Origin of the sequence: Methanoculleus oceani (assembly GCF_023702065.1) — an archaeon.
In the GTDB taxonomy this organism is placed as follows: Archaea; Halobacteriota; Methanomicrobia; order Methanomicrobiales; family Methanoculleaceae; genus Methanoculleus; species Methanoculleus oceani.
Window position 1 is genome coordinate 592,446 of the sequence record NZ_QFDM01000001.1, and the last position, 21,318, is coordinate 613,763.

The 21,318-nt window shown below is 63.8% G+C and carries 18 protein-coding genes; 5 read left to right on the forward strand and 13 right to left on the reverse strand.

Annotated features, from left to right (window positions below):
- Positions 1-130: 130 nt before the first annotated feature.
- Positions 131-1,597 carry a hypothetical protein gene (locus DIC75_RS03130; RefSeq protein ID WP_250986546.1) on the forward strand — a complete coding sequence of 489 codons (1,467 nt, stop codon included), beginning with the start codon at positions 131-133 and terminating at the stop codon, positions 1,595-1,597.
- A gap of 291 nt (positions 1,598-1,888) precedes the next feature.
- Here the strand turns inward: DIC75_RS03130 and DIC75_RS03135 are convergent, their stop codons facing one another.
- From DIC75_RS03135 to DIC75_RS12320, 3 genes are all read right to left on the reverse strand, one after another.
- Entirely contained in the window at positions 1,889-2,965 is a 1,077-nt protein-coding gene (locus DIC75_RS03135) for a DUF1786 domain-containing protein (protein WP_250986547.1), read from the reverse strand.
- 85 nt (positions 2,966-3,050) lie between these two features.
- Positions 3,051-6,455, reverse strand: a complete 3,405-nt coding sequence (gene nrdD / locus DIC75_RS03140; RefSeq protein ID WP_434220822.1) for an anaerobic ribonucleoside-triphosphate reductase — start codon at positions 6,453-6,455, stop codon at positions 3,051-3,053.
- A 221-nt stretch (positions 6,456-6,676) separates the two neighbouring features.
- The gene (locus DIC75_RS12320; protein ID WP_352151424.1) at positions 6,677-6,838 is read right to left on the reverse strand and encodes a hypothetical protein; all 162 of its coding nucleotides are present in this window, start codon (positions 6,836-6,838) and stop codon (positions 6,677-6,679) included.
- A 339-nt stretch (positions 6,839-7,177) separates the two neighbouring features.
- On the opposite strand from DIC75_RS12320, the gene thpR reads away from it, so the two are divergent.
- Positions 7,178-7,717 carry an RNA 2',3'-cyclic phosphodiesterase gene (gene thpR, locus DIC75_RS03150; protein ID WP_250986549.1) on the forward strand — a complete coding sequence of 180 codons (540 nt, stop codon included), beginning with the start codon at positions 7,178-7,180 and terminating at the stop codon, positions 7,715-7,717.
- Positions 7,714-9,087 carry a CCA tRNA nucleotidyltransferase gene (gene cca / locus DIC75_RS03155; RefSeq protein ID WP_284738349.1) on the forward strand — a complete coding sequence of 458 codons (1,374 nt, stop codon included), beginning with the start codon at positions 7,714-7,716 and terminating at the stop codon, positions 9,085-9,087. Before thpR ends, cca begins: the two co-directional genes overlap by 4 nt.
- A 187-nt stretch (positions 9,088-9,274) precedes the next feature.
- On the opposite strand, the gene DIC75_RS12325 is transcribed toward cca, so the two are convergent.
- The 3 genes from DIC75_RS12325 to DIC75_RS03170 form a co-directional block, all read right to left on the reverse strand.
- Positions 9,275-10,438: a chloride channel protein gene (locus DIC75_RS12325; RefSeq protein ID WP_250986551.1), complete on the reverse strand. Its 1,164-nt coding sequence runs from the start codon at positions 10,436-10,438 to the stop codon at positions 9,275-9,277.
- Between the two features lie 76 nt (positions 10,439-10,514).
- A complete protein-coding gene (locus tag DIC75_RS03165) occupies positions 10,515-10,652 on the reverse strand; it encodes a hypothetical protein (RefSeq protein ID WP_250986552.1) in 138 nt (45 codons plus the stop codon).
- A gap of 82 nt (positions 10,653-10,734) precedes the next feature.
- Positions 10,735-12,093 carry a PAS domain S-box protein gene (locus DIC75_RS03170; RefSeq protein WP_250986553.1) on the reverse strand — a complete coding sequence of 453 codons (1,359 nt, stop codon included), beginning with the start codon at positions 12,091-12,093 and terminating at the stop codon, positions 10,735-10,737.
- Positions 12,094-12,549: 456 nt separating this feature from the next.
- Here DIC75_RS03170 and DIC75_RS03175 point away from each other — a divergent pair, with 456 nt between their 5' ends.
- A complete protein-coding gene (locus DIC75_RS03175) occupies positions 12,550-12,966 on the forward strand; it encodes a hypothetical protein (protein WP_250986554.1) in 417 nt (138 codons plus the stop codon).
- 148 nt (positions 12,967-13,114) lie between these two features.
- On the opposite strand, the gene DIC75_RS03180 is transcribed toward DIC75_RS03175, so the two are convergent.
- The 3 genes from DIC75_RS03180 to DIC75_RS03190 are packed head-to-tail and all read right to left on the reverse strand — an operon-like array spanning position 13,115 to position 15,163.
- On the reverse strand, positions 13,115-13,864 hold the full coding sequence (locus DIC75_RS03180) for an ABC transporter permease (protein WP_250986555.1): 750 nt from the start codon (positions 13,862-13,864) through the stop codon (positions 13,115-13,117).
- Between the two features lie 2 nt (positions 13,865-13,866).
- Entirely contained in the window at positions 13,867-14,850 is a 984-nt protein-coding gene (locus DIC75_RS03185; protein WP_250986556.1) for an ATP-binding cassette domain-containing protein, read from the reverse strand.
- Positions 14,851-14,902: 52 nt separating this feature from the next.
- Positions 14,903-15,163 (reverse strand): AbrB/MazE/SpoVT family DNA-binding domain-containing protein, encoded by a 261-nt coding sequence (locus tag DIC75_RS03190; RefSeq protein ID WP_250986557.1) that lies wholly within the window; start codon positions 15,161-15,163, stop codon positions 14,903-14,905.
- A gap of 375 nt (positions 15,164-15,538) precedes the next feature.
- Between DIC75_RS03190 and glnA the strand changes: the two genes are divergently transcribed.
- The gene (gene glnA, locus DIC75_RS03195) at positions 15,539-16,867 is read left to right on the forward strand and encodes a type I glutamate--ammonia ligase (protein ID WP_250986558.1); all 1,329 of its coding nucleotides are present in this window, start codon (positions 15,539-15,541) and stop codon (positions 16,865-16,867) included.
- Positions 16,868-16,947: 80 nt separating this feature from the next.
- On the opposite strand, the gene DIC75_RS03200 is transcribed toward glnA, so the two are convergent.
- From DIC75_RS03200 to DIC75_RS03215, 4 genes are read right to left on the reverse strand one after another with little or no spacing between them, the layout of a single operon-like run.
- Positions 16,948-17,967 carry a Coenzyme F420 hydrogenase/dehydrogenase, beta subunit C-terminal domain gene (locus DIC75_RS03200; RefSeq protein ID WP_250986559.1) on the reverse strand — a complete coding sequence of 340 codons (1,020 nt, stop codon included), beginning with the start codon at positions 17,965-17,967 and terminating at the stop codon, positions 16,948-16,950.
- A 5-nt stretch (positions 17,968-17,972) separates the two neighbouring features.
- Positions 17,973-18,710, reverse strand: a complete 738-nt coding sequence (locus DIC75_RS03205) for a GltB/FmdC/FwdC-like GXGXG domain-containing protein (protein WP_250986954.1) — start codon at positions 18,708-18,710, stop codon at positions 17,973-17,975.
- A 5-nt stretch (positions 18,711-18,715) separates the two neighbouring features.
- Complete coding sequence (locus DIC75_RS03210; protein ID WP_250986560.1) at positions 18,716-20,227, reverse strand: glutamate synthase-related protein; 1,512 nt, start codon at positions 20,225-20,227, stop codon at positions 18,716-18,718.
- Positions 20,224-21,276 carry a class II glutamine amidotransferase gene (locus tag DIC75_RS03215; protein ID WP_250986955.1) on the reverse strand — a complete coding sequence of 351 codons (1,053 nt, stop codon included), beginning with the start codon at positions 21,274-21,276 and terminating at the stop codon, positions 20,224-20,226. Before DIC75_RS03215 ends, DIC75_RS03210 begins: the two co-directional genes overlap by 4 nt.
- Between the last annotated feature and the right edge of the window lie 42 nt (positions 21,277-21,318).

Consider the following 21,318-nt stretch of genomic DNA (forward strand, 5'->3'; position numbering starts at 1 on the left):
CGCTCCTGCCCGGAAATTATTTATATCTGTGTGCGCTCCATGAGTCTCCTATGAATGGTGTCCTCGCCCGGATAGTTAATTCTGCGTCAACTGCGCCAGAACCGGCGAACGGGGTTTGCGGAGTTCCTGGATGCCCGGGGTGGTGTCGTTGAAGGGATATCTTCTCATTATCGGGGCCCTGGTGCTCTGTATCGGCATGGCTGCCCTTCTTACGTCCGCTCTCGCTGGCTCCGACGAGAACGGCACCGTCGATGCACCGGGCGAGAAGCCCGCCGTTAATAAAGTGCCGATCACGCCTGCAGAGAGTCCGGCGCCTGAAGAGGCAGAGGATAAAGCCGTCGAGGAGAGAGAGCCCCGCTCCCTGGCAACCGGGGAGACTACGTCGCCACCCGGAGAAGCACCGGAGACGACAGAACCGACTGCGGCGCTCACTTCTTCCCCGGCCGCAACGACCCGGTCGGAGTTTACCGGAGTTGTGCTCACAAACACCAACGAAACCGACGGTTCAGAGACAGAGGAGGTGCCGTCAGCAAATGCAACAGCCTCCCCGGAACCTGCCGCTACGTCGACCGCGTACGTTGACTACTCCAGCGACGAGGAGGCGGAGGAGACGGTGGCGACACCAACCCTGGAGCGGTATGCCCCCCCGCGCCCGAGCGCGACGATGGCGAAGGCGCACCAGTCCGGCGACCGGCCGCTGGTCCAGAGCGGCCACCAGATCGTCAACCCTTCCTCGTCCTCCACCCCCGGGGGGAATGAGATCGGAACGGCGTCTGCATCCGTCGAGCCGGACAACGGTCTGCTCATCAAGGGTGTCGGAGTGCTCCTCGACCGGACCCCGGAGAACGTCGCCCTCACCCGGAGCGGGGTGGAGATCGCGAACCTCGACTGGCTGCTCGACCCGGCCATGCGCCTCGGCGGTCGGCACCCGCGGGTAGCGTTTGAGGGGGAGACGTTCACCGTCACCGTGACGGTCGAGGCCAGGAACCTGACGGTCACGGGGGTGGACCCGGCCTATGTCGTCCTGGTCCCGCCGCCGGACGAGACCGGGGTCTACGAGATCACACGGGTCCGCGAACCCCGGGGCCTCCTGGATGGGGAACGCGGCGTCTGGGAGTTCTCGGTCGCCACCCGCACCGGGAGGCTGACGCTTGCAAACCTCACCCTTCCCGAAGAACGGCTGGTCACCAACCTGACGTCGAACCCGGATGTCTTCGCTTTCCGGGCATACGCATTTGCTGGCAGCCAGGAGATAATCTCGACGGGTGTCTCCGACCCGATACTCGCCATCCGGCCCGATGGGAGCGCGGGCATGGCAGAGGCGTCTTCCCTCCCCGAACTTTACGCGCTTGCAGGCATCCAGGACTCGATGCTCCGCCCGACGGAGACGATGGCCGGGGCGTGGGCCCGGGGCGCCGACCACGACACGATCGTCGCCGGGGCGGTCGGGCACCTTGAGGCCTTAAGCGATCTCGGGAAGGAGGAGATAGCAGCCGTTTACGACCTGGAAGGAGGAGATGAGGGTGGAGAGCAGTCCGCGACCTCGTCGTCGATAGTCGACCAGATCATGGAGTTCTTCGGGGGACTGTTCGGGTGAGCGACGGACGTAACGTCCGGAGCTCGAGAAAACCCGGAGGGTTTTCGAGTTGCGATGATTGGCCCTACGGGCCAATCGGAGCTTGAGAAGCCGTCAGGCTTCGAAGTGCGACGCGTGCCCCGCTAGGGGCAGGCGGAGTTCGAGCACCGAAGATGCGAGACCATGAGGAGGCGTTACAGCATCCTCTACCAACATCGCACCTCGCACCTAACAGTGCCCAAACTCGGTTCCTCGAAACCCTTCGGGTTTCTCGAACTCCGTCCCTTCGGGACGTCGTTCTGCGGAACCTCGCTACTCGAAAACGCTTCGCGTTTTCTCGAGCTCCGCTCTTTCAGAGCGTCGCTCCCTGAACTCCTTCCAGAGGTGCATCAGCCCGAAGCACCCCGAGAGCATCATGTCCCCGAAGGGTGCCGCCTGGTATGCCTCCGGCAGCAGCCGGAGCCGGTTCGGGCCCGTGACGACCACGGCACCGGTGGCGAGGGGTTTTCTGACCGCCGCCCCGTGGCCGCCGTCATCGAAGATTTCTTCCGAGGTCAGCGTGCCGTCGGCGAGCCGCCGGATGTAATGCTGGAGTTTTTCAGGGTCGAGCGCGCCGGTGTGGTGCTCGAAGAGCCCGTGGATCTCCCGCCCTTTCAGGGTGAAGCAGAGGGTGTGCCCGTTCCCGGCGTTGACGAGGGTCACCCCTGCCCCGGCCATGCCCCGGACCACCGGGTCGCAGAGCACCCCTATCAGGGCGACGGGGCCGGTGTCGGCGACGAGCGCGCCCGGCGCCTGGTGTCGGACTGCCTGCATCCGGGTCATATCGGCGAGCGGTGGGTCCACGGCAAGCGAGAGGAGGTCCCAGTCGCCGGCGTCCAGCCGCTCCCGCATCAGTTCGAACCGGTGGATGCGGTTGCTCCGGTGCGGGGAGTAGCCGTGGTCCTGGACCGCGATCGCGACGTTCTCCGGATAATCCACGCCGAAGAGGGAGAGCGCTTTTTGCAGTTCCGGTTTCATGTAATCGGTGGTGCGGACGATCATTGCGTCTCCCGGCGGAGCGGAGCGGATCTCGACACCCGTCGCCCGCACCCTTTCTAAGTCGTCGTGGATGGTCCCGGCGGCCTCAGGCGTGGCGTAGACGGGGAGACCTCGGGCCAGGTGCTCTCGTATGGCACCGGTGTTCGCGCCGCCGCCCATCAGGAACCCGTCCAGGAAGACCGGGCGTCCGGCCCCGGTTGCCTGCCGGATCTTTGCCGCCGTCACCACGGTCGGAGAGGGGAGGACCAGTTTGATGCTGTTCTCGATCGATCGGCCGGGCTCGTAGACCAGGATATCCTGGGTGCCCCTGCCGACATCGATGGCGAGGAGTGGCGTCGTCAGATCGATCATGGATGGCCTCAGGTACCGCCGTAGCCCCATGGCAGGCGGTTCCTATCTGAGTCTCCCCGCAAAACCAAAAAAGGTACTCTCGTGGTCAGGCATCCGCCCGGTCTGCTGCCGGGGACACCCCGCCCGCCTTCCCCTGATCCGGACGCCCCGGTTTCAATTCCCGGTACTCCTTCAAGGAGACCGTCAGGTCCCGGGTGAAGGCGAAGTAGCCGATCTGGGTCGTCCGGCAGAGGTTCATCGCCATCTCCATCAGCCCCCGGGGATCGGGGCGCGCTTCCCCGAGCCATACGTGGAAGATGTTCCCGCCGTCCACGATGGGGAAGAAGATATGCTCGATCTCGATCCGTTTGGTGAGCGGGACCGGGGCTCCCGGGGTGACGTGGGTCCCGTTGGTGTAGTAGATGGGGAGGTCGAGCGTCGTGCCGAGCATATCGACCGCCTGGTTGGCGTCGCCCTTGATGACCCGGATGGCGTGGTCCCGGAACCGCTCGTCGAGGAGATCGGCGACCGCAAACCGCTGGCCGGTCGTCTCCGCCGGGGTGCGGGCGAGGGCGATCGTCATGTTGTGCTTCTTCGAGAGTTCGCGGGCATACATCTCGAGTTCGGTCATGGCCCGGACGGCGAGGCGAAACGCCTCCTTCGACTCGTGGAGCTGGTGGCCGGTGAAGTGCTGCACCATCTCGTTGACACCGACCATGCCGATGGTGTAGACGAGCCCTTCGAGGTCCACGGCAACCGCACCGCGCTCACCGGTGTTCGGGTCCTTCGGGCGCTGCATCGCAAACGGCATCCGCCCGTTCGTCCGGATCAGGGACATCCAGCGCCGCTTGATCCGGTAGAGGTCGACGGCGATGTCCATGAGTGACTTGAGCTCGGCAAAGAGGCGTTCCTGGTCGCCTTCGGCCTTATAGGCAGCGCGCGGGCAGTTGATGGACATCACCTGCCAGGAGCCCATCGAGAAGTGTTTCCCATCACGGAAGTAGAGTTTGTCCTCGAACTCGTCGTCCTCGTCGGCGAGCGACGAAAATTGATAGGCACAGCATTGATAGCATGAGATCCCCTCTCCGGCGCCCCGGTAGCCGGGGATCTGGTTGTCGTAGTAAGGGGTGCCGTATTTTGACGCGAGTTCGAAGGTCATCAGGTAGAGGTCCTGATAGGTTGGGAGGTCCGGGTGCTCGCGGTTGAACTCCTCGTTCTCGGTGAGGAAGTCGGGCTCGATGCTGATCTCGGGCTTCGGGAAGGAGAAGGGCTTGCCCCAGTAGTCCCCCTCGAGCATCACCTCCATCAGCGCCTTGAAGAGGAGCCTGACCTCACGCTCGAACTCGCCGTAGGTCCGGAGCTTTGCCTGCTTCCCGTCCCAGACCTTGCCGCGGTAGACGCAGGGCTTGTCCTTCCAGAGAGTCGGGACGCCCGGGGAGAGCTGGACCGACGAGAAGACCACCTGGCCGCCACGGGCGACCATCATCTGGGTCATCTCGTAGACGAACATCTGCATCAGCTGCTTGATCTCCTCGTAGTCCATCCCTTCGAAGAAGGGCGCCATGAACGTGAGGAAGTTGTAGTAGCCCTGGCCGCCGGCGAAGTTCGTCTGGGCGGAGCCGAGCGCCTTGACCGCGTGGAGGACCGCCACTTCGGCCCTCTTGGCGGGGCCGGCGACCGACGCTTTCGTCCCGTTGCCGTCGGGCATCAGGCCGTAGTAGAAGAAGTAGCGCAGGTCCCAATCCTGGCAGTTGTGGACGAGCAGGCCGTCGGAGGCAAAGAACGTATGGCTCTCCTCGGTCCCGTCGCCGTCGAGGAAGAGGTCGTAGACGTACGCTCCGGTCGGCTCTGTCACAGAGACCTCGACGACGGTCTCCTCCCGCTCTCCAACCTGCCTCTCCTTCACTGCAGAAAGGAAACCGTCGATGTGGTCCTGCCGCTCGTCGAGGAACGTGGCATACCGGGCAAACGTCTCGATATTCCTCCGGCCGTTGAGCTGGAGCCGGTAGAGCGTCCGCCGCTCTTCCTCTCCGTAGAGCTCGACGATGTGGGGTGTCATCCCGAGCGATGTGAGCAGGAGCGAGAGTTCCTGCCGGAGGGTCGGTGACGCGGTGGTGTAGTTGACGATGCAGTCCGATTTCTCCGGGCGGTAGTAGGCCGAACCGTCCCCGGTGAAGAGGGCGGAGAGGAACTCGTGGAGGAGCACGTCGTCGAGATGGTATACGATCCAGGGGAGGCGTTTTCCTGCTGCCCCCTCCGGGATGCCGAAGACGTAGCGGAAGAGCAGGTAGGCCGCCTTGCCGCCGAAATAAACCTGCAGCGCCCGGTTGCGCTCCACCTCGACCCCGTAGATGGCCGTGGTGCCTGGATTGCCGCCGGCGACTGTCGCATAGGTGTTCAGGGCGGCGCGTGCCGCAGCCTGAATCGCGGGCGCCTGATGGTTCTCGGTGATCGCGAGGTTGTATTGCCCGGCCGCCGGCGCGGCGTTGTAGTTGCCCTCGGCGACGAAGAACCCGAGAAGGCGGATGAGTTCGGGTGTCAGCGTGAGAAGGGCGGGCAGTTCGTGCTCGCTCCCGGTGACCCCGATAGTGACCCCGGCATAATCCTCGATGCCATAGTGACTGCAAAAGGCGTTGAAGAGAGCTACCGGCATGATCCCGCGCGTATACCACTGCTTCCGGTGCTCGACGCCGAGGGTTCGCGAGATCCCGGCATACGAGACAGCCCGTCCGGTTCGCACCGCAGCGGCAAAGATCTCCCCGGCACCGCGGACGTAGACGTTCTCGAGGAGGTGGGCCGGGACCGATGCCGGCAGTTCCCGGACGAGATCGATTGCCCCGACCTTCTCCCCGCGGACGGCATCGGTCCCGGTGATCCTGTAGAGAGCATCCCCGGGGCATACCTCGTCGGCACGGCGGATGTCCATCCCCTCGCCGGTCCGCACCGGGATCCGGTGCTCGCCGGTGACCATCAGCGACTGCCCGCCGGATGTCCGTATCCGGAGCATCTCGCCCGGGTTCACCCGCCGCCGGGTCACCTTCGTAACCTGCCTCCATCCTCCGGGAGTGAGCGCACAGAGATCCTGTGGGCGCCACTCATCACCTTCGATCGGGAGTTCGTCGGGACGGATGCTCCGGATCCGGTTCTCCATCCGCACGGGTATGGCCGTGCTCCCGTCGATACAGAACGGGCGGGTACCAAAGTATTCCAGGTCGTGGATGTGGAGATCGCCGCGGAGGTGGTGGTCGGCAAGGTCCGGAGGGAGCTGCAGGAGGTACTGCTCCTTGCTGATCTTGTCCGCCTTCTTCTTATGCGAGGTCTCGGCGTTCTCCTGGAGGTTGGCGTTGTCATGCGCCTCGAACCCTCTCCCCACATCGATGAGATGCGCGTCGAAGACCGGGGTTCCCACCCGCGTACAGACGTTGCGGTAGGACGTAAGCCCGCGCTCAAGGAGCGTCATGTTGACGATCTCGCGGATCAGGGGGCCGGAGAGCGACTGCAGCCCAAGCATCTGGATCTTCTTCTCGACCCGCCGGGCGACATCCTGCGCGGTCTCCTCGTCGGCGCCCTCGTAGCCGTAGAAGACCTCCACGAGGCGGCTCTCCTCCACGATCTGCCTGACGATCCGGTTCCGATTCCAGTCAAGGAGGTAGCCCCGCGAGGTACGGACTTTCGGGAAGGTGGGGACAAACTCCCCGAATAACGTCGCCTGCGTTGACTTGCGCGTCAACCTCATGCCCCCGCGATCAGGTCGGCGACAAGGTCTTCCCGGAACGCGCCCCCGCTAAAGAGATCGCCGGACGTATAAAATGCGTCGCCCTTCTGCAGCACCGGCGCTTCCTGGACGAATACGCCGTTCATGCGGAGTTCCGTCAGCCCCTCGGCGGACGCCATGTCGCACTCGACGAAGGGAACCCCCCTGGAGGCCAGGAACTCTTTGAGAATTTCGCAATTCGGGCAGAATTCTAGTGTATATACGATGAATTGCGTTGTATCGGAAATGGTAATACCCCCGGATTCGGTCACTATGTTTTCGCTCTGTGGTCTTATATAAAATCTCATTTGTGCGAGGACGCCGTTCATCGCCGGGTGCGCACTTCCGCATGCCGGTGCGAATCGAAGGGATAACTCGTGCCGGATTCGACCTTGAGCCCTCTCCCCGCCGCATTCCGCCGGGTGCGCCTCTGCCGGACAATCACCATTTTGTAGGGTGAGGCACGATAGTACGGTAGTATGGTCAGGACGTTCGTTGCAATCGATCTCTCAGAGGAGATCCGCGAGAGGGCCCGTGAGTCCCAGGAGATCTTGAGAAGGTCCGGCGGACGGCTCGCCATCGTCGACCCTGCGAACCTCCACATCACGGTGAAGTTTCTCGGAGAGGTCGATCCGGCACGAATCGAGCCGATCGTCGAGGTGCTCCGGGCTGTCAGGGCCGACCCCTTCGAGATGACGGTCGGGTATGCGGTCTGCAACCCCCCACGGAGGCCGCGGGTGGTCTGGTGCGATGTCGCGGACACCGGGGAGAGCGCCGCCCTGGCCCGGCAGGTGGACGACCTCCTTCTACCGCTCGGGTTTCGCCGGGAGAACCGCCCATTCCGCCCCCATGTGACCCTTGCACGGGTAAAAGAGTTCCATCCCTCCCAGTGCCGAGAGGTGGAGCGCACACCCCGCGAACCGCTCGGGACGTGCCGGGTGGAGAGCATCAAACTCAAGAAGAGCACGCTGACGCCTCGCGGATCGATCTACGAGGATCTTTCGGAGGTCCTGCTTTGACCCGGTGCCCCTGCGAGGAGGAGGTGCTCAGGAGGATCCGCCCCACGCCCGAAGAGCGGACCTACATCCGGGCGATCGGACAGCGCCTGATCGAGGCGGTGGAGCGGTCGGGAATGGCGAAGGCGATGATGGTGGGGTCGGTCGCCCGCGACACCTTCGTCCGGGGCGACCGGGACCTCGACGTCTTCATGCTCTTCGACCCTGCTCTCTCCCGGGAGGAGTTGCAGGAGCAGGGGCTTACCCTCGCACACCGGATCGCGGAGGAGTTCGGCGCGACCTGGCGCGAGAAGTACGCGGAGCACCCCTACGTCAACGCAACGATCGACTCGCTGGATATCGATCTCGTCCCCTGCTACGCCGTAGCGAGCGCCACCGAGATCCAGAGCGCCGTAGACCGGACCCCGTTCCACACCCGCTACATCCTCTCGCACATCGACGACTACGCCGACGACGTCCTCCTCTTCAAGCAGTTCGCGAAGGCGGGCGGGGTCTACGGATCGGACCATATGACCGAAGGGTTCTCCGGCTACCTCTGCGAAATCCTGACGATCTACTACGGAGGGTTCCACCCGCTCATCGAGGCCGCCGCCTTCTGGAAGCCCGGGGAGACGGTCGATATCGAGAAGCACGGGACGAAGAGTTTCGAGGACCCGCTCGTCGTCATCGATCCGGTCGACCCCGAGAGGAACGTGGCGGCGGCGCTCTCGCTCTCGCGGATGTTCGAGTTCGTGGAACTCGCTCGCGGCTACCTGGAAGAGCCGTCGGAGGCGTTCTTCTGCAGGGGGCAGTCTCCGCCGCTCACCCCGGAGGTCTTCTCCCGCCTCCTGTCCGCGCGGGGGACGCACCTCTTCGCGCTCATCTTCGCGACGCCCGAGCACACGCCCGACACGGTGGTCCCCCAGCTCCGGAAGTCCGCCGAGTCGATCCGGGAACTCCTGGAGCGGAGCGGGTTTCCGGCCAACCGCATCGACGTCTGCATGCAAAAAGAGCGGTGCATGCTCCTCTTCGAACTGATGGCCGGGACCGTCCCGGTGATGCGCCGGCATATCGGGCCGCCGGTCTCATCAAGGGAGAACGCCGAGAAGTTCCTTGCGAAGTACGTCCGGGAGGAGGTCTTCGCCGGCCCGTACGTCGAGGACGGCCGCTACGTGGTGGAACTCTCCCGCCCGTTCACCCGGGCCGTCGACCTGTTGCGGTCGAAAGTCCTCTTCGAGGTCGCGCTGGGCAAGCACGTCCGCCGTTCGATGAAGCAGGGGTGGACGGTGAAGGCCGGTGCGGAGTGCTGGGACGAGGAGTTTGCCGTGTTCGTCTCCAGGTTCCTCGATCGCTCGTCGCCGCTCGCGAGGATTAAGAGGACGACGGGGCGGTAGGTGACTCACCCGGACCACGATAATCCTCTCCACCACGGTTATGCCGTATCTTCAGTCTCGACAAAGTGGTTGACGGGCGCGTCACGGACTATCCGCTACTGTTCTGTAGGCATCATCGACCGTTGCACCGGCTCTCCCATTTCGTCGGGAGATTTCGATCAAAACAATCCGACAGAAGACCTGCGTTTTACGGGTCGGCCGCCCCGCTCCCTCCGTTGCCCTCGTGAGGAAACATCACGACGCTCCGGGTGGTGTAATACCCGGCTACGGCCGCGATAGCGACGATGATCAGAATCTCCCACTGCAGGAAGACAAGTGCCACGAGAGGGATCACCACGGCCGGCATCTTGAGGACGCAGACGATCATCCCCGCCATGACGGCGGGAACGGCGACGGCGGGCGGAATCGCGGGAACGAGGAGGCTGACGGCGAGACCGAGCGTCCCGCCCGCAAAGATCAGCGGGAAGATAGGCCCGCCCTTGAAGATCGTCGCCATGCACCATGTGCTTGCGAAGATCTTCGCCGCGACGAGCAGGAGCAGCACGGCCGCACCGGCAGTTGCTCCCGTCTCGAGGACGGTCTTGAACTCGTTCTGTCCCGAGAAGAGCACGAGCGGGAAGACCGTCCCGGCAACACCGAGCCCGACACCCCCGGCAAGCCCCCTGACCAGGTGCCGCCCGGTGATGGGCGTCATGAGGCGGCTGAAGAGGCGGAATGCTCCGATGAAGAGGACGCCCGCCGCAGCACCGGCAAGCCCGAGGATCGCGGCGTAGAGGAGGTACAGCGGGAGCAAATCTCCGAGCGGCGGAAGCGGATAGAGGGCGCCGCCTGCGGTCCTGGTGATCTGAAGGTAGATCGCAAACCCGACCAGGGCACCGACGATGCCGGCGCTCGAGAGCGTCCGCACCCGGCTCCGCAGCCGGTCGCCGGCAAGGGTGCCCATGCTCCCGCCCATATCGATGGCAGCCACCTCGGGTCCGAGGCTCGCCCCGAAGATCAGCGAGAGGTAGATGGCGAGCAGCCCGGCGGGAAGGTGCCGCGGCTCGAACCGGCCGGTCTTCTGAAACTCCGCAAGACTCTGCTGGAGCAGCAGTACGTGGTCGCCGAAGACGTGCAGGCAGAGCCCGACCGCGAGGCCGCCCGCGGTCGCGAGGATCAGGGCAAAGAAGGGAACGGGAAGTGAGTCCGGCCAGAGAAGAGCCTCTCCGAGGCTCTGTACCTCGAGAAAGAGCACCATCGCTCCGGCGGCCGCGATGGCGATCAGGATTGCGGCGAGCACGAGCCGGAGGGAGTATCGCCCGACCCCGGTTCCGCCGGTCGGGGCGGCGCTGCTGTCTGCGGGATGGTTCACATCTCCCCCTCTGGTCGGACTGGTATATATGTCGACCGCGAGCGGTTCCGTGGCGAGGGAAAATAGGGGGATCCGACTACGCGAGCCGATCCCAGATCGTGGCGTAAATGACGCCGATGAGCGGAAAACCTGCTACTCCAACGAGGAGGGTCTCAAGGTAGAACCCGGCCGGGTAGTTCATCGATGTGAAGGTGATGAAGGCGTTGGGCACCATGTAGGTCAGGAAGAGTGCGCACCGAAGGCTGCCCCTTTGCTGCCCGCCGCGCCCTGCAGGGACCCTGCACCTCTGCGCGTCGTCACCGGTTCGAATCCCCCGGGTCTTCGAGAGGGGCCTCATGGAGCGTGAATCGGAACGCCGCCCCTTCCTCAGGGCGGCCCGGCACCCGATCTTCCGCCCATATGGCACCGCCGTAGCGCTCGATGAGCACCTGCACGAGAAAAAGCCCGAGTCCTTCGCCGACGCCCCTCCTCCTCTTCTCGTAGCGGTGGAAGACCTCCTGTTTCTGATCGTCCGGGATTCCCGGGCCCGTGTCCTCGATCGAGACCCGGACGAACCCGTCTTCGTCGTCCACCCTGACCGCAATCTCGACGCCCGGACCGCCGAACTTGACGGCATTGCCGATGAGGTTTGCAAAAACTTCCGGGAGGAGGTCGTCGGCCAGTACCAGCCGATTGGTCGTATCGTAATGGATGATAGTTTCTGGGAACTGTGCAATCTCGCCGCGGATAACCGTATCCAGGTTCACGCATTTGTGCCCGCCGGACGGCTGGTGAATCCGCCGGATCGTGGAGACGTTGCCCAGGATCTCGATGCTTTTTTTGATGCTTCGCTGAAGTTTTTCCACGTATGTCCGTGCATCCCCGTCCAGGGTCTCGATGAGTAGATCGGTGTAGAGGTTCGCGACGTTCTCGGTGTTGCGGATGTCATGGGTGAGGATATCCAGGTAGAGGTTCGCCTCCCTGTTCGCTGAGGCGAGTTGTTGATGCAGCAGGGCAAGGTCTTCGGTGTGGCGCTGGAGCGCTTCCTCGGTCCGTTTCCTCTCGGTGATGTCGGTAAACATGGCAAAGGATCCGGCAAACCTGCCCTCTCCGTCTTTTTGGGCGGTGGCGGAGACCAGAACCCACCGGACGCTCTCGTCTCTGTGTCTGAGCCGGCACTCGTATCTGCCGCCAAGACCCTGCTCTCTTGCCTTCATGCGGCTGTGGTGCAGGTCGAGATCCTCTGTAAAAAGGAAGTCGGTCAACGGTCGGCCGAGCATCTCCTCGATCGAATAACCGAGCATGCCGGCCATCGTATGGTTGACGTAGGTGATCATGGAGCGGCTGTCTATCTGCAGGATCCCCTCGTTCGCCAGCTCTACGATGGAGCGGAACTTCTCCTCGCTCTTTCGCAGCGCTTCCCCCGTCACTCTGCGCTCGTTCGCTTCGGTTACCAGCATCGCAAGGAGGTCCTGCTGTTTGCGGAGGGCGAAGAAAGCGGCGGTCACGGCCAGCAGGGTGGTGAAGATGATGGTATGCATGTGCGAGTCCGCGAGCGAGATGTCGGGATAGAAGTAATCCTTGAGATACTGGTATACACTCATCAGGACGAATGCGAATACTCCCACCTTTCCAAGCGTGAGATAAAGGTTGACGGATCGGAACTCTTTATTCATGTGCGCCCCACGGGGAAGCAGTACAGGATCTTCTGCGTACCGCGGTATCGCCGATGTACGGGGATTTCATGCAATGCTGTATCTGGCGGCTTCACTAGCCCAGATTCCACTCATCTCGGCCTTATTCCGCGTATGGATGCCGAAACCGGAATGACCGTGGCGATCCGGTTCCCGATTGCATTCTCCCCTGCGATTCAATAAACCTTCCCCGGTGGTGCAGGTGTTCGTGCCCCCGGTTTGGAGTCAACGGTGCGAGTAGCCTGACGGTCCGTCGGAGGCATCCCGTGGGACAGGCCGATGGCCTGCGATGCACTGCCCCCTCCGCGTCACCCGTACCGTGCCGGGGAGGAAACTGCGTCATGCCCGGGAAGACGCCGGCAATGAGGGCGGTTGCCCTCGCCTTCCGTTCAGGCACACTCTCGATCGGTATATCCTGCCGGAGTACCATTCTTCTCCATGAGCATGACGGAATATGCAAAACTCATCGGCTTCGGCATCCTCACCTGGCTCCTCCCCTTCCTGCTTGCGATTCCTCTCTATTCGCGGGAGGGTGAACCGCTCCACGATATCTTCCTGATCAAGTCGGTCCTGCTCGTCTTCTCGGCCGCGCTCGGGACCTTCCTCATCCTGATCTATTTCAGGGGCGTGCATGCCCGCTTCGTCCGGGAAGGCGCCCTGCTCGGCGGCGTATGGCTCCTGATCAACTGGGTGCTCGACGCCGTCGTCCTCCTGCCCCTCTCGGGGATGGACGCCGGCACCTACATGGCGCAGATCGGCCTGCGCTATCTCACCATCCCGATCATCGCGGTCGGGATCGGGTATGGGATCGAAGAGGCCGTGCGGGGTGCGACGGGCCGCCGGGCCGGAGCATGAGAAGACCTTCGGTCTTCGAGCAACGACGGGCCGCCGGGCCGGAGCATGAGAAGACCTTCGGTCTTCGAGCAACGACGGGCCGCCGGGCCGGAGCATGAGAAGACCTTCGGTCTTCGAGTGGGGTAACCCCCCGGCACCCGCCCGCCACTCAGGTGCTGATCTTCCGGAAGAGGTACGCCCCGACGACGGTCATGAGCACGGCGCAGCCGGCCATGACGGCGAGGCTGACGAGCGGGTGGATCTGCGCCGTCCCTGAGATGCCATAGCGGATTCCCTCGACGCCGTAGGTCAGGGGGTCGGCGAGCGTCAGCGGCCTGAGCCAGGCCGGCAGACTGTCGATGGGGAAGAGCGCGCCCGAGAGCCCGAAGATGGGGAAGATCACGAAGTTCATGACGAGCTGGAAGCCGTGCATATCCTCCATCCTCGATGCAATGGCGATCCCGAACGCGGTGAAGGTCACGCCGATCAGCGCCATGAACCCGATGGCGACCAGGAACCCGGCGATTCCGGCGGGCTCGAGCCCGATGAAGAGCGCAAACACCATGATGATCAGCCCCTGGATGACCGCCGTCGTCGCTCCCCCAAGCGTCTGGCCGATCATGATCTCGAGGCGCGAGACCGGGGCGACGAGTGTCTCTTTCAAAAACCCGAACTGTTTGTCCCAGATGATCTGGATCCCGGAGAAGACCGAAGTGAAGAGGACGCTCATGGCAACGATGCCGGGGATGATGAATTCCATGTATCCCTCTTCCATGCCGGGAATGCTGACGATCGAGTTCAGCCCGAACCCGAGCACCAGCATGAAGAAGAGGGGCATCCCGAGGCTGCCGACGATCCTGCTCTTCGATCGCAGGTAGCGCTTGACATTCCGCAGCCAGATGGTGTAGACGATATCCATGCCTATCGCCTCCCTGCCCGGTGGAACATCCGCATCGCTTCTTTGCCGCTCGCCTCCTCCTCGCGGATCGTCCTCCCCGTATAGTGCAGGAAGACGTCCTCGAGCGTCGGTTTCCGTACCGAGAGCGAGGTGATGCCGATTCCGCCCCGGTGCAGGTCCGTCACGATCCCGGGGATGTGCCGGTCGGCGTCCTGCATCCGGATCGTCACCGAGCCGTCGTGACGCTCGATCCCGGAGACCCACGGGGCGGTCAGGAGGCCGGCGATTGCGCCGGGGTCGGGCGAGGCTATGGTGACGACGTCGCCGCCGATCGAGGCTTTCAGGTTCTCCGTAGTGTCGAGCGCGACGATCGTCCCGCGGTCGATGATCGCCACCCGGTCGCAGAGCCGGTCGGCCTCCTCCATGTAGTGGGTGGTGAGGATGATGGTGATGCCCTTCTCGTCGTTTAACCGCGCGATATAATCCCAGAGATGGTTTCGCGTCTGCGGGTCGAGGCCGAGGGTGGGTTCGTCCAGGAAGAGCACTTTCGGCTCGTGGAGCAGCCCCCTGGCGATCTCGAGCCGGCGGCGCATGCCGCCCGAGTAGGTCTTGACGAGGTCGTCTTTCCGATCTTCGAGCCCGACCAGAGCCAGGAGTTCGCCGATACGCTCTCGGCGCTCCTCCCCGGCTATCCGGTAGAGGCGGCCGTGGAAGTCCATGTTCTCGTATGCCGTCAGTTCCTCGTCCAGGCTCTGGTCCTGGAAGACGATCCCGATGGACTTTCGGACGTCGTCTTCTCCGGTCACGATATCATGGCCGTTGACCGTCGCCGTGCCCGAGGTGGGTTTCTGCATCGTCGAGAGCATGGAGATGGTCGTTGTTTTTCCTGCCCCGTTCGGGCCGAGCAGCCCGAAGATCTCGCCGCTCTCGATGGTGAACGAGATGCCGTCGACGGCGACGAGATCGCCGAAGGATTTCGTCAGGGTATCGGCGTGTATCGCCGGCATGGAACCGGTTCCCCGGTGTGGTGTATCCGTGTGCATCCGGGTAACTCCCCTGTCACTCTTCCGGCGGCTCTTCCGGCGTTTTTTCGAAGATCCGGAGCATCTCCTCTGCTATCCGGCGGAACTTCTCCGCCTTGACAACGGCGATCCCGTGTTCTTCGTCGCCGAGGACCATCAGCGTGTCACCGGGTTTAATATCGAAGATCTCGCGTGCCTCTTTCGGGATGACGATCTGGCCGCGTTCGCCGACCTTGACCGTCCCGAAGATGTGTTTCCTGCCGTCATGGTTGTGGCGGCAGCGGTGGTCGTGGAACATATTTCTGGTCACCTCATCAGTGCAGTTTCAGTCTAAGCCTGCAACGGCCGGCATTGCAGGCAATCGCCGGCCTCCTCCCCGTGCAGACCCCGGTGCGCCGGTGTGACGGTTCTGGTACATCGCCTTCGACCGCGCCGGCACACTCATACTTTTCATACAAATATGATTGGTCATACCATATGAATCTCTCTCCCGGTCGGTGCCCTCCGGCTCTGCGCGCCGCTGGACGCCGCACCTCTCCGGATCGCGAGGTCCGTGACGATACCGCTCTCCGGCGATGAGCCCCGGGCCTGAAGGGGTGCGCCGGGGGTGACGCTCTTTGGGCATACTTGCTTCAATAGCTATTTATTTCATCAGAATGAAGTAGAATTCCACATGTCCCGTGATGCCATTTCTGAAATGCTTGAGCGCATCGAACAGGATAACGTCCGATTCCTTCGCCTGCAGTTCACCGACCTCCTGGGGCTGCCCAAGAACGTTGCGATCCCGGCCAAGCAGGCCGAGAAAGCGCTGACCGGTGGCATCGGGTTTGACGGGTCGTCGATCGAGGGGTTCGTCCGGATCGAGGAGTCCGACATGGTGCTCAGGCCCGACCTCTCAACCTATACCCTCCTTCCCTGGGGGTCCCGGGAGTGTGCAGAGGCACGCTTCGTATGCGACATCTGCAAGGCCAACGGTATGCCGTTCGAGGGCGACCCACGGTACGTGCTCCGGAAGGCGATGGAAGACGCGGCACGGGACGGCTACGTCTTCAACACCGGCCCGGAGCTGGAGTTCTTCCTCTTCCGGATGCTCGAGGGCCGCCCGACGACGCAGTTCCAGGACGTCGGGGGCTACTTCGACCTGGCGCCGACCGACCTTGCGGAGGATGTCCGACGCGAGATCATCCTCGCCCTCACCGAGATGGGGTTCGAGATCGAGGCGTCGCACCACGAGGTCGCCGAGAGCCAGCACGAGATCGACTTCAAGTACAGCGACGCCCTCCACACCGCGGACAGCGTCATCACCTTCAAGTTCGCGGTCAAGACGATGGCGCTGATGCGCGGCCTGCACGCCTCGTTCATGGCGAAGCCCATCTACGGCATCTGCGGAAGCGGGATGCACGTGAACTGTTCGCTCGCGAAGGACGGTAAAAACGCTTTCTACGACGCGGATGCTCCCATGCAGCTCTCAGAGACCTGCATGCACTTCATCGGCGGGCTGCTCAAGCACGCGCCGGCCATCACCCGGCTCGCCAACCCGACGATCAACTCCTACAAGCGCCTCGTCCCCGGCTACGAGGCGCCCTGCTACGTCAGCTGGAGCGCCAGCAACCGGTCGGCCCTCGTCCGGGTTCCGGCGCCGCGCGGCAACAGCACCCGGGTCGAGTTCCGCAGCCCCGACCCGACCTGCAACCCGTATCTCGCCTTCGCCGCGATGCTCGCGGCCGGGATGGAGGGCATCCGGGAGGAGATCGAGCCCCCGGCCGGGGTCAACAAGAACATCTATCATATGACGCTCAATGAGCGGAAACGCGACGGGATCGCGACGCTGCCCGGCGACCTGGCCGAGGCGCACCGGGCCCTGCTCGCCGACGACCTCATCTGCAAAGCGCTCGGGCCCCACGTCGTCGAGGCACTCACGAGCGTCGTGGACGCCGAGTGGGACGCCTACCGGACGATGGTCCACCCCTGGGAGATCGACCGCTACCTGGCAACATACTAACCTCCTTTTTTTATGAGTTCGGATACCGGAAGCCCCCGTGACCCGGGATGAATGACTGTGTAGCGACGGTAAAAAAAGTATTATTCAGCCCGACGCTGTGCTTTTCTCGCGGCCAGGCGCTCGATGGCGGGGAGGTCGACGCTGCCGCCAGTCTCGAGTTTTCCCCGCCGTATTGCCCGATCGACGAATCCGCTGCCGGTATCGTTCCTGACGACAAGCGTCGTGTATCCTTCCGGCGACCCGACGGCCCCGGCCGAGAGATCGGCGCTAACCGCCGTAAAGTCGGTGCAGACCCGGCAACCGGGCCGGATGGCCTCTTCCAGGTCTTTGAGCGGGATGGAGACCTGTCGATCGTCCTGCAGGTAGACCTCCAGCCTCCCTTTGATGTCCAGGCGCCGGATCTCCCAGGGGTCGATCCGGAGATCTGACTGCAGTTTTCCCTCGACCAGGTTCGTGTAGTCAAATATCTCCGTGCAGAAGAGGCCGATCACGAGCCGGATCGCCTTCGCGTAGGGTCTGAGGAGTTCGTGGTCGCTTGTCCGGATCGTCTGCGTCGCCCGTGCCACACAGGGCACGCCCACGACGGCGATCCGCCGGTACTTCCGGGTGACCACCGCCTCCTTGAGGGAAGCGAGAAGCGGCACCCACCAGGAGTAGCGGCTCCCGGCGTGCCGGACGAGCACCTCTGAAGCGGTGATCACCGCCGACGACGGCTTCATGGTCCAGGGATCGGCGGTCACCGTGACGACCGCGTCGATCAGCCCTTCATCGAGAGCGCTTGCGAGGATCGCCGTCACCGCCCCGCCGCTCTGCTTGTGCTCCACGGGTAATACCGACCGGGCCGCGACAATCTCACGGTAGGACCCGAGCATCTCCCCCGGCGATGCGAGGTCGACCCGCGGGCAGGCCGCGTAGCATGCCCCGCAGGGTACGCCGTCGTTATCGGCCTTGCAGTAGCCGATGTTCACCGGTGTCGCGGTCTTCCCCGGTGCGAACCGGAGCGCGTCCGCCGGGCAGACCGCCACGCATGCTCCGCACCCGGAACAGCGATCCGTAGCCCAGACCTCGGACTCCAGATTCTTGAACGTCTTCATCTCCATGCCACTCACTCCCAGGTATACTTCCCTACGAAGGGTCTTGCACTCGCGGGGATGATCCGGGTGTACTCCGCGTTGACCAGTGGTTCCGGGTCGAGCCCGAAGTCGCCTGCAAACTCCCGGATGACCGGAGCAATCCTTGCCCTGTCCTCATCGGTGAGCGGCACCTTCGTTGCCCCCGTGGCAAGGCATGCGGTGTCCACGTCACCGCGGATGACGATCTCTCCCCCGTGGATCCCGCTGCCGATCTCGCGGGCCTTTACGGGGCCGTTCAGGCCGAGGACGATCAGCAGCCCGCCTGCCATGTACTCGCCGAGGAATGTCTGTGCGGACCCTCCGACGACCAGTATGGGGCTTTGCGCCTCATACTGCTTCATGTGGATCCCGCCCCGGTAGCCGATGTCTCCGCGGACGAAGACTTTGCCGCCCCGCATGCTGTGCGCCACCGCGTCGCCGGCGCTCCCGTGGATCACTACTTTCCCGGCATCCATCGTGTTGCCGGGTGCGTGCTCTGCGTTCCCGTGGACGATGATGGTCGGCCCGCTCATAAAGATCGCGAGATCGCCGCCGGGGACGCCATAGACATGGATGGTGACGTTGCCGCGGAGCCCGTCGCCGATAAACCGCTGGCCGAGAACGTTTGAGACGACGATCTCGTCGGCGCCGTCGGCCACGGCTTTGCGGATCTGCTGGTTTAGGGGGGTGTAGTGCACTCCTTTTCCATCGATCACGACCTGTTTGACCATGGTGCTCACGCCCCCACCTGCCTGACGTCGAGCACCTGCATCAGGCTCTCGTCCAGCATGTAGCCCCGGAGCCGGTCGCGGTTGCCCCGCAGGCTCTCTATGCTGTTGATGCCCGCTGCACCCAGCAGCTCGGCGAGTTCCAGGGTCCATGCATGGATCAGGTTCGCGACCTGTTCGGATGCCGCGTCGGGGTTTAAGCGCTGGACCAGGTCGGGGCGCTGGGTGGCGATTCCCCAGGGACAGAGCCCCCGGTAACAGTTCCCGCAGACCCGGCACCCCATCGCCACCAGCGCGGCGGTGCCGATGTAGACCGCATCCGCCCCGAGGGCGATCGCCTTCGCTACGTCGGCGCTCCCCCGGATGCCGCCGCTCGCGATGACCGAGATCTCGTTCCTGATACCCTGGTCGCGGAGTTTTTTGTCCACGCTCGCGACCGCCGCTTCGATAGGAATCCCGACGTGATCGCGGAAGACCTTCGGCGCTGCACCGGTCCCGCCCCGGAACCCGTCGATGACGACGGCATCGGCCGGGGATCGCGCGATGCCCGCGGCGATGGCGGCAGCGTTATGGACGGCGGCGATCTTGACGAAGACCGGTTTCTTCCACTCCGTCGCCTCCTTGAGGGCCCGGACGAGCTGGGCGAGATCCTCGATGCTGTAAATATCGTGGTGCGGCGCAGGGCTGATCGCATCGCTTCCTTGCGGGATCATCCTTGTTCTGGAGACTTCCCCGCAGACCTTCTCCCCCGGGAGATGCCCGCCGATGCCCGGCTTGGCACCCTGGCCGATCTTGATCTCGATGGCGGCGCCGCGTTCCAGGTAATCGATGTTCACACCGAACCGGCCGGACGCCACCTGGACGATCATATTATCCTGGTAAGGGTATATGGCGGAGTGCAGGCCGCCCTCCCCGGTGCCCATGAACGTCCCGGCCTCTTTCGCCGCTCGGGCCATCGCCACCTGAGCGTTGAGGCTGATCGCGCCGTAACTCATATGCCCGATCATGATCGGGGTCTCGACCCGGAGGTTCGGAGCTATCGGGGTCCGGAGTTCGACGTCCCCGTCTTCCCGCCGCCGGAGGTCCAGCCTCGTCGGCTTCTTCCCGATGTGGGTCACGAGTTCGATGGGCTCACGGAGCGGGTCGAGGCTGGGGTTCGTGACCTGGCAGGCATCCAGCACCAGGCGGTCGAAGATGACCGGGTAGTCGAGCGCGTTGCCCATCCCCGCAAGGATGATCCTGCCGGTCCGCGCCTGGTTGTAGATCGCCTCCCGGGCCTCGCGGGTCCAGAGAGGATGGCTCCGGTAGTCGCAGGGGTGCTCCTCGAGGCTGATGGCGTCCCGGGGACAGCAGGCGATGCACCGGTGACAGGCGGTACAGTTCCGGGAATTGACGAGGATCCGGTCGCCGTCCCGCGAAAAGACGCCGTAGGGGCAGTTCTCGATGCACCGTTCGCATTCCATGCACCGGACAGGGTCGATGCTGATGCGGTACCGGGGCGGGAGACTTCCGATCGTCACGGAGCAACTCTCCCGATCACCGGCTCTCCTGCAGCCGGCATGGTAATCGATTCGATCTTCGGTTCCATGGCCCGGATCGCCGCCTCTTCGCTTGAGATATAGAGGCGGTCGGCGCACTCGCCGACGACCATCGGGCGGAGTTTGCTCCGGTCGGTGAACCCGACCATCGTATCGGCGTCTGCGGCCACGATGGCAAACGGCCCGTTCATCATCGCGGACGCGTAGGTAAGTCGCAAAGCACGATTCCATTCCGGTTCGGCCTCCGGCATCCGGTCGATCTCTTTCCAGAACGGTGGGGCGAGTGCACGGACCGCAAAGTCGACATCCAGACCGTGCCGCCGCATCAGGAGGTCGATGAGGTAGGCGACGACCTCGGTGTCGGTGAACATCGTGCAGGTGTAGCCGAAACTCTCGATATACCTCCGGTTCGTTCCATATGAGGTGATCTCGCCGTTATGCACGACGCTCCAGCCCAGGAGGTTGAACGGGTGCGCACCGCCCCACCAGCCGGGGGTGTTCGTCGGGTACCTGTTGTGCGCAAGCCAGGTGTAGCCCTCGTAGTTCTCGATCCGGTAGAAGTCCGCCACGTCTTCGGGCCATCCCCCGGCCTTGAAGACGCCGAGGTTCTTCCCGGAGGAGACTATGAGAGCGCCGCGGCGGGCGGTGTTGACCCGCATCACCAGGGCGCTGACGATATCGTCTTCCGGTGACGTGCTTGCCGACGCGAGAGAGGGATCGGGCTTGAAGAAGTATCGCCAGGGGGTATGGGCCGCCCGGAGGTTCGGCTGGTCGTAAGTGGGGATCGCCTCGTCGTGCTCGATCGTCCCCCACTGCGCGAGCGCCGCGTCGAGGCCCGGTTTGTTCTCACGGATGTTGTCGAAGAAGACATGGAGGGCGTAGCAATCCCGGTAGTCTGGGTAAATGCCGTAGGCTACGTACCCCGCCCCCTCGCCGCTGCCGCGCTCATTCATCATGGAGAGGGCCTGTCGGATGCCGGAACCATCCATCGTCCGGCGTTTTTTGTCCATTACGCCTATTATGCCGCACATTACCATCACGGTCGACCCGCTCCCCTCCCGCACCTCCCGGGG